General features: G+C 43.2%; 11 protein-coding genes. 8 read left to right on the top strand and 3 right to left on the bottom strand.

Annotated features, from left to right (window positions below; translation table 11 throughout):
* Positions 1–28 precede the first annotated feature (28 nt).
* Complete coding sequence (locus QZ995_RS12275) at positions 29–298, top strand: hypothetical protein (RefSeq protein ID WP_301807162.1); 270 nt, start codon at positions 29–31, stop codon at positions 296–298.
* Positions 299–315: 17 nt separating this feature from the next.
* Here QZ995_RS12275 and QZ995_RS12270 read toward each other — a convergent pair whose 3' ends face one another.
* Together QZ995_RS12270 and QZ995_RS12265 are read right to left on the bottom strand one after the other, a co-directional pair.
* Positions 316–465: a hypothetical protein gene (locus tag QZ995_RS12270; protein WP_301807160.1), complete on the bottom strand. Its 150-nt coding sequence runs from the start codon at positions 463–465 to the stop codon at positions 316–318.
* 84 nt (positions 466–549) lie between these two features.
* The gene (locus QZ995_RS12265) at positions 550–1,260 is read right to left on the bottom strand and encodes an NAD-dependent epimerase/dehydratase family protein (RefSeq protein ID WP_301807159.1); all 711 of its coding nucleotides are present in this window, start codon (positions 1,258–1,260) and stop codon (positions 550–552) included.
* Positions 1,261–1,446: 186 nt separating this feature from the next.
* Between QZ995_RS12265 and purH the strand changes: the two genes are divergently transcribed.
* Positions 1,447–3,003, top strand: coding sequence for a bifunctional phosphoribosylaminoimidazolecarboxamide formyltransferase/IMP cyclohydrolase (gene purH / locus QZ995_RS12260; RefSeq protein ID WP_301807157.1), 1,557 nt, complete (start codon positions 1,447–1,449; stop codon positions 3,001–3,003).
* A 16-nt stretch (positions 3,004–3,019) separates the two neighbouring features.
* Positions 3,020–4,309 (top strand): phosphoribosylamine--glycine ligase, encoded by a 1,290-nt coding sequence (gene purD / locus QZ995_RS12255; RefSeq protein WP_301807155.1) that lies wholly within the window; start codon positions 3,020–3,022, stop codon positions 4,307–4,309.
* Between the two features lie 79 nt (positions 4,310–4,388).
* On the opposite strand, the gene QZ995_RS12250 is transcribed toward purD, so the two are convergent.
* The gene (locus QZ995_RS12250; protein ID WP_301807154.1) at positions 4,389–4,922 is read right to left on the bottom strand and encodes a YgaP family membrane protein; all 534 of its coding nucleotides are present in this window, start codon (positions 4,920–4,922) and stop codon (positions 4,389–4,391) included.
* Between the two features lie 142 nt (positions 4,923–5,064).
* Here QZ995_RS12250 and QZ995_RS12245 point away from each other — a divergent pair, with 142 nt between their 5' ends.
* From QZ995_RS12245 to QZ995_RS12225, 5 genes are all read left to right on the top strand, one after another.
* Entirely contained in the window at positions 5,065–6,831 is a 1,767-nt protein-coding gene (locus tag QZ995_RS12245; protein ID WP_301807153.1) for an adenine deaminase C-terminal domain-containing protein, read from the top strand.
* A gap of 245 nt (positions 6,832–7,076) precedes the next feature.
* On the top strand, positions 7,077–8,246 hold the full coding sequence (locus tag QZ995_RS12240) for a branched-chain amino acid ABC transporter substrate-binding protein (protein WP_301807152.1): 1,170 nt from the start codon (positions 7,077–7,079) through the stop codon (positions 8,244–8,246).
* A 156-nt stretch (positions 8,247–8,402) separates the two neighbouring features.
* Positions 8,403–9,350 carry a branched-chain amino acid ABC transporter permease gene (locus QZ995_RS12235; protein ID WP_301807149.1) on the top strand — a complete coding sequence of 316 codons (948 nt, stop codon included), beginning with the start codon at positions 8,403–8,405 and terminating at the stop codon, positions 9,348–9,350.
* A 9-nt stretch (positions 9,351–9,359) separates the two neighbouring features.
* Positions 9,360–10,643, top strand: a complete 1,284-nt coding sequence (locus QZ995_RS12230) for a branched-chain amino acid ABC transporter permease (RefSeq protein ID WP_301807146.1) — start codon at positions 9,360–9,362, stop codon at positions 10,641–10,643.
* Positions 10,644–10,657: 14 nt separating this feature from the next.
* Positions 10,658–11,434: an ABC transporter ATP-binding protein gene (locus tag QZ995_RS12225; RefSeq protein WP_301807144.1), complete on the top strand. Its 777-nt coding sequence runs from the start codon at positions 10,658–10,660 to the stop codon at positions 11,432–11,434.

The raw sequence follows: 11,434 nt of genomic DNA, 5'->3' as shown, positions 1-11,434 counted from the left end.
AATGTCAAGTGGTCGTGAGGTGAGAACAGTGAACTCATTTTGGCGATTTATTGCTTCCTATTTTGTTGCCACTCTGATATGGGTGCTGATGTGGAATAACGCTGAGGGAATGGTACCTTCTATACAAGTAGCATGGTTTACCATCGGTGTTGTAGTTGGATCTATTTTAATCATGAATGTAAAAAACACATCTCCAAGAAACCAACAAATCCTTTATCTGTTACTTGGATGGCTGAGTATTTATTCAACCATTCATTTATTCGAATGGAAGGTAAAGATGATAACCATGGCCTTTTGATGCCAAAGAAAAGTCTGTTAGCACTTTTTGGAACCTTTCTTTTGTCTATCAATGACAAGGGCGAGGAAGGCTAGTACAGAGCTGATGAGACTAAGTATAGCAGCCCAAAATGCTAAATTATCTGATGAAACACCAAGATTCCCCACTAAATCGGATATTGCCGGCACGACTCTTCCTCCTCTCTGACGACTTAGTAATCAGTTTATGTTGACATACGTGACAAGGGACTAGGCAGGTATCTGAACTGTACATTAGGAAGTAGAAAAGCGTGATTGAGCAATATCATGTATAAGAGATGAGTTGTATACATGATTTCCGATAATGCTTTGTTGGGCCGCTTGGTACATGCTATAGGCTACTTCTTCGGCAGGGATAGCACGATATGTTGCTAATGAGCCAATCAACAAGGGAGTGAGAAAAGGAACAAGCTTACCTGCCAAATGTTCGGAAATTCGATACTCATCACGTTTACCCAGTAATAAGGAAGGACGAAAGAACAAGGCAGCAGGCAATTGCAGATTTGCAATATCTCGTTCCAGCTTCCCTTTTATTTGATTGTAAAAGAAAAGCGAGTTTACATTAGCACCTAAAGCAGAAACCAATAGAAATTTTTCAGCGCCTTGTTGTTTAGCCAGGCGTGCCATAGTCAGCGGATATTCATAGTCAACTCGCTGAAATTGTTTCTTACTTTTAGCCTTTTTTCGTGTTGTGCCAAGACAGCAATAGATATCCGTACAAGAAAAAAGCGAGTCGTATTGATCCAGATTTTCAAAAGAAAGAACAGCTTGTTCGAGTTTCGGATGATCAATTGGTAGCGCCTGTCGCACAATCGCATAAATACACTTGTATTCGGGAGCTTTTAATAAAAAAGTGAGTAAATGTCCTCCTACCAGTCCGCTTGCACCCGCAAGAAGGGCTGTTTTCTTTTGGAGCATGTCAACAATCCTTTCTGACTTATTCAATCTTTCTTATTATCTCCTATTTTTGCCAGAAAAAAAAGAACATTATCACAAAAAGTAATTGGAAAGTAAATAAAAGGTAATAGGCTATTTGAGCAGTAAAAATGTTGAAAAAAACGTACATTTATAATATTATTAGCTTGAAATGTTCGTGTTAAACGAGTAATTACATGTCAGGAGGTTCTTTCCGTGGGGAAAAAGAGAGCACTGATCAGCGTATCTAACAAAACAGGCGTGGTGGAATTTGCAAGACAGCTTGTCGAGCTAGGTTTTGAGGTTATTTCAACTGGAGGTACAGCGACTCTTTTAGCTGATGCAGGAGTTAAGGTAACAGGAATATCGGAGGTAACCCAGTTCCCAGAAATGATGGACGGGCGGGTAAAAACCCTGCATCCAGCTATTCACAGCGGTTTGCTCGCGGTTCGCGATAATGATGAGCACGCGGAACAAATGGCGGCCCAAGGTTTTGAATATATTGATATCGTAGCGGTTAATCTTTATCCGTTTAAGGAAACAATTTCTCGTACAGATGTCAGCTATGAGGACGCGATAGAAAATATTGATATCGGCGGCCCTACTATGCTTCGCTCGGCTGCAAAGAATCATGCATACGTGACTGTAGTTGTTGACGCTAATGACTATGAGCTTGTATTGAATGAAATCCGCGAACAACAAAACACCAGTTTAGAAACGCGCAAACGCCTAGCAGCTAAAGTATTTCGTCATACGGCTGCCTATGATTCTCTCATTTCACGTTATTTAAGCGAACAAACAGGGGAGGAATTGCCAGAGAGCTTTACGGTTACCTATGAAAAAGCTCAAGGGCTTCGCTACGGAGAAAACCCTCATCAGAAGGCAGCATTTTATCGAGATGCTTTGTCCACTAGCGGCAATATCGCTTCGTGCAAACAACTTCACGGTAAAGAACTTTCCTATAATAATATTAACGATGCTAATGCTGCATTGGCTATTTTGGCTGAATTCAGCGAGCCAGCAGTGGTTGCCGTAAAACATACCAATCCATGTGGGGTAGGTGTGGGAGCGACCATTCATCAGGCTTATCAAAAAGCGTATGATGCTGATCCTGTCTCTATTTTTGGTGGGATTGTAGCAGCGAATCGCCCGATTGATCGTGAAACAGCTTTACTACTAAAAGAGGTATTCTTAGAAATCATTATTGCCCCAGCTTTTGAACCAGAGGCGTTGGCTGTTTTGCAGGAAAAGAAAAATGTGCGTTTACTTCAGATGGACGAGATAGCCTCTGCTGAGCATAAAGATGCATTAGGTTCTGCTTATCAAATCACTTCTGTGCACGGCGGAGCGCTTGTGCAAGAATGGGATCGCAAAGCCCTTGACCCTACTGCTATAATGGTCGTAACTGAACGTTCACCAAGTGAAGAAGAGCTAACTCAACTAGAGTTTGCTTGGAAGGTGGTTAAACACGTTAAGTCTAATGCGATCGTTCTAGCTAAATCAGATAAAACTGTCGGAGTTGGTGCGGGGCAGATGAACAGAGTAGGTTCAGCCCAAATTGCGATCTCACAAGCTGGAGAAGAGGCTAAGGGAGCAGTTCTTGCCTCAGATGCATTTTTCCCAATGTCTGATACAGTAGAAGCAGCAGCTCAAGCAGGAATTACAGCTATTATTCAGCCTGGTGGCTCTATTCGAGACCAAGAATCGATCGATGCGTGCAATCGTCATGGCATTGCTATGATTTTCACAGGTGTCCGTCATTTTAAACATTAAGGGGAGGACAAATAGAATGAAAGTTTTGGTAGTAGGCAGCGGGGGAAGGGAACACACTCTTGTGTGGAAACTGGCACAAAGCCCTAAAGTGGAGAAAATTTTCTGCGCTCCGGGCAATGGTGGAACCGCTGCTCTGGTGCAAAACGTTCCGATCCAGGTGACAGATTATGCGGCACTGGCACAGTTTGCGAAAGACGAGGAAATTGATGTTACCATTGTAGGTCCTGAGGATCCGCTTTTAGGAGGAATTGTAGATTTCTTTACTCTGCGTAATCTACCTATATATGGTCCGACTGCGAAAGCAGCAAAGCTGGAAGGCAGCAAATCCTTTGCTAAATGTCTGATGAAAAAATATAATATTCCAACTGCGGAATATGAATCTTTCCTTGATTTTGAATCTGCTATCGCTTATGTAAGAGAAAAAGGGGCTCCTATCGTTATTAAAGCGGACGGTCTGGCACAAGGAAAAGGTGTCATTCTAGCTTTTAGCCTAGAGGAAGCAGAGGAAGCAATCCGTCAGATCATGCAGGATAGTAAGTTTGGTCAAGCTGGGAGTCGTGTTGTTATTGAAGAATTTATGCGCGGGGAAGAATTGACGTTGCTCTCCTTTATTGATGGAGAGACTGTTAAGCCAATGATTCCTTCTCAAGACCATAAGACGGTATTTGACGGAGATAAAGGGCCGAATACCGGCGGAATGGGGGCGTATGCTCCTGTGCCTCAAGTAAAAAATAGCGATCTACAGTATATAATAGATACGATTGTTCAACCGATGGCATCTGCTATGGTAAAGGAAGGCATCCCGTTTCGAGGTGTTTTGTACACGGGGCTGATGCTTACAGAGGATGGTCCTAAGGTTGTAGAATTTAATGCCAGATTTGGTGATCCAGAAACACAAGTCATCCTGCCTTTATTGGAAACGGATTTAGTAGATATTGTGATGGCCACCATAAATGAAACCTTGGCCGATTTAGATATCAAATGGAGTAAGCAGAGTGCGGTTACAGTTGTGATGGCTTCACCGGGATATCCGGGTGATTATCCTAAGGGAGCTGTCATAAGTGGTCTGGATGTACCTGTAGCTGATTCGCCTCAAGGAGCCAAACAGGAAATGGTGTTCCATGCTGGTACGAAGCAGGAAGCCGGCCATTTTGTAACAAATGGTGGACGGGTGCTTGCCGTGACTGCTTTAGGAGATTCTTTGCAGCTAGCCAAAGAAAAGGCATACCAGGCTGTAGCCAACATATCCTTTACAGGTGCACATTATCGCAGAGATATTGCTGATAAAGCTTTTAAAAAGGTATAGACAGTCCGGAAGAACAAGTAGTCTGGATTGAACAAACAAAAGGGATTGGGCCTCTATGGCCTGATCCCTTTGTTTGATTTTACTTAGCATCATGATTAGACGCATTTTTATTCTTGGCTTGATTATTATGTGAGTCTTTTTGCCGGGTAGATGATTGAAGAGATGCTTGCTCACCTTGTTTTTCGCTTTCTACAAAGCTTTCGAATGCCTTTTGAGCAAGTTCTTCAACATACGTGTTTTCAGCATTATGGTTTGTTGCCTTCTCATAATCAGAATTTGCTTGGGTATGATCTGTGGAAGTGCGCTTTGTTACTCGGTTTTTCATCGACGACGTAGCTTCTCTGGTCTTGTTGTAAAGCGAAAGTCCAGTTGGAATAATTTTATCCATCGCTTGCCGTATTACATCCTCTTTTCTAGTACTGATACCAAACATCAAGAGGATTGGACAAAAGCGCGTGATTCCCTCGGCTACCTTCATAGCAGACCAAAGCAGAAGACCATAAGGTTTTTTACGATAGCGATGATTTGACATTTTGCTTATAGCGCACCCTAAACCGATTAGCCCCAGGGTTATACGAATATAGGCGTCCAGCCTACCAACATTTTTTTTCATGTTTATCCAGCCTCCTTCCTTGTGTTAGTTTGTGTTGAGAAGCGATCGTCCACCCAAGGAAAAAATGGCAGAAAAGCAGGGATCAATGAGTGAGCCATATAAGTAGTAAATAACCGTGCTAACAAGAGAGGAGAGGGAATGAATGAGGGCTAGAAAACTAACAGAAGTTGCTTATAAACAATTAATTCATACTGCAAAAGGACTTGAAGCTGCTAGTGTGTGGATTACTGGGGGTACCATATTAGATGTATATACGAAGTCCTGGCGCCAAGCAGACATCGTCTTGTCCGGGGAGCGAATTGCTTACGTGGGAGAAAAAGCACCGTTAGTAAATCAGGATACAATTTGTATAAATGCAAAAGACAAGTATATCGTCCCGGGATACATAGAACCGCATGCCCATCCTTTTCAATGGTATAATCCGTTCACCTTAGCTGATTATGCATTGCAGACAGGGACCACAACGATGGTAAGCGATAGCTTGTTCTTTTTTCGATTGTTGCCCTACGATAAGCTCTCCTCGCTTTTAGACGAGATAAACAAGCATCCCGTGAAGCAATTTTTTTTGGCTAGGCTGGATTCGCAAACGCTGCCTGATCCAGAAGGAGTATTCCAGCGAGAAAGGATAAAGGAGCTATTGGATCATCCTCTAGTGATTCAGGCTGGGGAATTAACGGATTGGAGAGGGATAGTGAATGAACGAGAAGAGCTGTTAGAAGGCATGCGCTACGCTCTGGATCTGGGTAAACGAATAGAGGGTCACCATCCAGGGGCTTCTTATCAGACATTGGCTTTAGCAGCTGCTCACGGTGTAGGAGCTTGTCATGAAAGTATGACGGCCGAGGAGCTTCTGAACCGTTTGCAAGTGGGGATGTATGCTACACTCCGTCATTCCTCCATCCGGCCCGATCTGCCTAAACTGATTAAAGAATGGAAGCAATTAGGCTTACCTTGGTCGCCTCGCATGATGCTTACCTCAGATGGAGCTACAGCGCCGATGCTTCGAAACGGAGTGATGGACTTCACGATCCGAGTTGCGATTCAGGCCGGTATGCCTATTGAGGAAGCCTACGTGATGGCAACATTAAATCCTGCTACTTATTACAAAATGGATACGGAAATAGGCGGAATTGCTCCTGGACGTGTAGCTGATATATTGCTGCTTACAGAGAAAAAGAATCCAACTCCAGAAACGGTTATCGCAAATGGACTTCTCATCGCTGACGAGGGACAAGCTAAAGCAAAGATACCAAAAAGGCAACTGAGTGAGTTTATTTCCCTCGGCTCCACTCTGGAAGAAACGGTGTCTGATCATTGGTTTTTGTTTCCAGATAAAAAACAAGAATCAGCCCTTCATTTGGATTCTCTCCCTGTCATCTGTATGCTGAATGCGGTTATTAGCAAATTAGATACAACAACTGTTATTCATAATTGGGAGGAGCTTATTCAACTACCGGATGCGATGCTTGCAGTCTTAATTGATCCCAAGACGAAACAACTCACAAAGGCCATTTTACGAGGCTTTGCTGTTGAACTAGAAGCATTAGCGACCACCTTCCATGCATCCACAGAATTTCTCGTATTAAGTCGTAATCCGCAAGCGATGAAAGCGGCCCTTCAGGAGATCGTAGCATCAAAAGGAGGAGTGGCGATCATTGAAAAGGGAGAAGTGTTATTTCATATGCCCCTGCCTATCGGCGGGAAAATGACAGACGAACCAATGGAGACCGTCATGGAAAAAAGCGAGCTTTTTACTGCTTTAATGAGAGAACGCGGCTATCGTTTTGAGGATCCAATTTATTCCTTATTATTTTTTACCGCTACCCATTTACCTTTTGTTCGTTTTACCAGGGATGGAATCTATGAGGTGAAGACAGGTACTGTGATTTATCCTGCTAGTCCGCTCTAAAGTTTGGCTGATAGATTATCAATAAAGCTTCTATTCCTTGTCGATATGTGTAAAATAGTACCAATGACGCGGTTAAATCGCTTCGATAAAAATTATTTTTTTCTTGTAAATTTTCTGAGTTATTTTACAATGAAAAATAATCATTAACACAAAACGAATCTTGCTACCCTATAGTTGTCAAAATCCTGACGATCTGAGAATAAACTGATTTAGTTGAAAGAAGAAAATAAGGGGGATTTGATACCATGAACAAGAAAGCCAGCATGGGACTCTTGACCGCCATATTGATTACTGGATTAGCTTTATCAGGCTGTGCAGGGGCAGGCCAAAGCAACGGAAAAGAGGTAATTAAAATAGCTACACAAAGCCCGCTGTCCGGTGCATACGCAAACATTGGGGACGCAATTAAACAGGGCGCAGGGTACGCCTTGCAGGAAGAGAAGGAAGAATTTGCGAAAATGGGGTTTGATCTGCAGCTTTTTCCTCAGGATGATCAGGCTGATCCCAAACAGGGTGTTACTAATGCCCAGCTACTGGTTGCCAATAAGGACGTACTGGGAGTGATCGGCCACTACAATACCGGTGTTGCTGTTCCGTCCTCTTCTAAGTATGAAGCTGGCAAACTGGTCATGGTCTCTCCCGCTAACACAGGCACCAATCTCACTGAAGAAGGGAAGAAGACAGTCCATCGAATTTGCGCACGAAACGATGCACAAGGCCCAGCAGCAGCTAGATACGCCAAAAATACGCTTGGTGTAAAAACTGCATTCATTATTACGGATAAGACGGCGTATGGTACAGGATTAACTGAGCAAGTAAAAGCTCAATTTGAAAAGGATGGGGTGGAAATACTCGGTTTCGAAGGAATTACGGTAGGGGAAAAGGATTATAGTGCTGTGGTTAATCAGGTAGTCACAGGTAAACCAGACCTCGTTTTCTTTGGAGGGATTTATTCGGAAGGAGGTCTGCTGTTTAAACAGGCTCGCGATAAAGGGTATCAGGGCATATTTATGGGCGGGGATGGAATTGATTCCTCAGAATTGGTGACGATTGCTGGCAGTGCTGCTGAAGGAGTGATCTATACATCGGCAGCGGGGGACGTGACCCAAACTGCTGAAGGCAAAAAATGGGCTGAAGCTTATGAAAAGGCAACTAACAAAAAACTAGAAGCCTATTCCGTTTACGGGTATGATGCGATGAAGGTATTACTCCACGGCCTAAAAACCGCTATTAAAGCAAATGGAAATAAGAAGCCTAGCAGAGAGCAAGTATTAGAAGCAGTTCATAAAACGAAAGACTTTCAAGGTCAATTTACCAAGGTCACCTTTACAGAAAAAGGAGACAATGAATATGCTCAGATTTTCGTTTACAAATTTGAAAACGGCAAAGCCACGTATGTAGGCAAAGCAGAGTAGTAATTAAAAAGGACGCTTTCTACCGTTGTAGTAAGGGGACGACACATAGAAGCGCCCTTCTTTTGTGAATGATTGAGGAAAAGCCCTATTTGCTTTTAGGGAAAATGATCTGCATTTACAGTGAAAACAAAAATATACAAGAAATGAGGAATGTACATGTGGCAGATCCTACCTCAAGTTTTGGTCGACGGACTTACCCTCGGCTTCATGTATGCAGTTGTAGCCCTGGGTTACACAATGGTTTATGGAATCTTGGAGTTTATTAACTTTTCCCACGGAGAAATTTTTATGGTGGGAGCCTTTGTCGGAACAGAAGTGCTTCTGATTATGGATGCTAACGGTGCATTGCAAGGAATGAATCCGTTTTTGGCTCTGATTCTTGCTCTCATTATCAGTATGATCGTAACCGGGTTATTGGGTGTAGGGATTGAACGGGTTGCTTATCGACCTCTACGTAATGCGCCGCGGCTGGTTCCGCTGATATCTGCTATTGGTGTATCCTTCTTCTTGCAGGATGTCGTTCGTTTTGCAGAAGCGCTTCATCGGGATACCTTTTATTTAACAGGGCCGATTTTATTCCCTGGAAAAATTGATATCGGAATTGCCCAAATTCCCTCAAAAGCTGTCATTGTTGTTATCGTAGCTATCGTAATGATGATTACATTAACCTTCTTTATTAATAAGACAAAATGGGGTATCGCGATGCGCGCCGTTTCACAGGATCAGTCCACAGCATCACTTATGACCATAAATGTGGACAAAGTTATCATGCTAACCTTCCTTATTGGCTCAAGCTTAGGCGGAGCAACAGGTGTATTGTTTGCACAAAATTATGGAACGATTGATCCTTTCATTGGATTCATTTTGGGCATGAAGGCTTTTACTGCTGCTATATTAGGCGGGATTGGCAACCTCAGAGGAGCGATGCTGGGCGGAGTGATTCTTGGTTTGATTGAATCGTTGGCTGGTGCATATATGGGGCCGTTAACAGGGGGAGCCTTCGGTGGAGAGTATAAGGATGTCATCGGGTTTGCCATTCTTATTCTGGTGCTTCTGTTCAAACCAGAGGGTCTGCTTGGAGAAGCCGTAAAAGAGAAAGTGTAGGTGAAAGAAATGGGAACTATTAAAAATGTGCTGGCAAAGGAAAAACCAATCCCGCTTCTTCTTACGCTGGTGTGGATTGTGGCATGCTCGGTAGCACTCTATTTATTACAGCAATCGGTAACAAGCTTTGTGGGGCTCATTTTTTCCGTATTGCTCATCTACTACACAAATACGAATAAATGGATGCAAATGTTTTTAGGGGTGTTCGTGCTGTTCGGTCTTATTCCATTACTTGCTTATGATAACAGCTATTATATGGAAGTGGCGACCAATATCGGTATTTATGTAGCGATGGCGCTTGGTTTAAACATTGTAGTTGGATTTGCAGGGTTATTGGATTTAGGCTATATTGCTTTTTTTGCCGCAGGAGCATATGCATACGGCATATTTGCTACCGCACAGGCTAATCATTTTATTCCGGGAGGTTTGTTTCCGTTAAGTGGAGAGTGGTTTTGGGCATTTTTAGTGGTCGGTTTGCTGGTTGCTGCTATTTTTGGGATTCTGTTAGGACTCCCCGTTCTCCGCGTAAAAGGAGATTATCTGGCCATAGTTACCTTAGGATTTGGTGAAATTATCAGAATAGTCTTTAATAATTTGGATAAGCCAATCAATATAACAAATGGACCTCAGGGGATAACGTCTATTAATGCCCCGCAAATGTGGGGTGAACCATTTTCCGATGCTTTCCATTTCTATTTTATTGTGCTAGTGGTGATTTTATTGATTGTATTTGCCAACATTCGCTTGGAGCATTCCAAACTAGGGAGGGCTTGGATTGCGATTCGTGAAGATGAGCTGGCAGCGCAGTCTATGGGCATTTCTCTGTTAAAAACGAAATTAGCGGCATTTGCTACAGGAGCATCCTTTGCAGGGGTAGTGGGGGTTATCTTTGCAGCAAAGCAAACCTTTGTTGATCCTACCTCCTTTACATTGATGGAGTCATTTAGCATATTGGTAATGGTTATTTTAGGTGGGAGTGGCAGCATTCCCGGTGTTATTGTAGGGGCCACGTTTGTTACACTGCTACAGGTTCAGATTTTAAAGGAGTTATCCAACTATTTACATGAGTTATCTCAGGCAGGAATCCTGTATCTGCCCAGTCAGCTAGACCCGTCCAAGCTACAGCGGATGGTGTTTGGAATTCTACTGGTATTAGCGGCTCTCTATCGTCCAAACGGATTAATTCCAGCAAAAAGAAGGAAAGAAAACATGGAGTCCATTAAAAATCACGCTCAGGTTGAAGAACGGCAGGGCATTCTTGCTAAGCTGACTGGACGAAACAAAGTGGGCTAGAGGAGGGAGGTAGCATGGCATTGTTAGAGGCGAGACATTTAACCAAGAGATTCGGTGGTCTAATCGCTAATGAAGACGTGTCGATTGATATTGAAAAAGGAAGCATCACGGCAGTCATCGGTCCAAATGGGGCAGGTAAAACCACCTTTTTTAATATGGTGACAGGCTTTTACGAGCCGGACGAGGGGGATGTTGTATTAAATGGAAAGAGCATTAAAGGTCTTCAACCTGATCAAATAGCAACCCGAGGCATTACACGGACATTTCAAAATGTCAGACTGTTCAAACAAATGACGGCGTTAGAGAACGTAATGATTGGTCAGCATGGGCGCCTTCAAGCAGGTCTTCTGGGAATTTTGTTCCATTCAAAACGAGTGCGGGAAGAAGAGGAACGAGCACGGATTGAAGCTTATCAAATTCTTGAATATGTAGGAATTGAACAGATTGCTAATGAAACCGCGGGAAGTTTGCCGTATGGATTGCAGCGTCGGCTAGAGATCGCTAGGGCCTTAGCTACGAACCCTCAGATTATTTTGTTAGATGAGCCGGCGGCAGGAATGAATCCAAGAGAGACGGTGGAAATGACAGACTTTATACGCCAGCTTAAACGCGATTTAGAATTAACCATTATTTTAATCGAGCATGATATGAAGCTGGTTATGGGGTTGTCCGAATATATTCATGTTCTGGATTACGGAAGGAAGATTGCGGAGGGGACTCCAGACGACATAAGAACAAATCCAAAGGTAATTGAGGCGTACCTGGGCAAGAGCGCGACAGAAGCTTCGTAG

This window comes from Brevibacillus laterosporus (genome assembly GCF_030489605.1).
Taxonomy (GTDB): Bacteria; Bacillota; Bacilli; order Brevibacillales; family Brevibacillaceae; genus Brevibacillus_B; species Brevibacillus_B laterosporus_E.
Note: the sequence above shows the minus strand (reverse complement) of the source record. Positions and strands in the feature narration are given on the sequence as shown.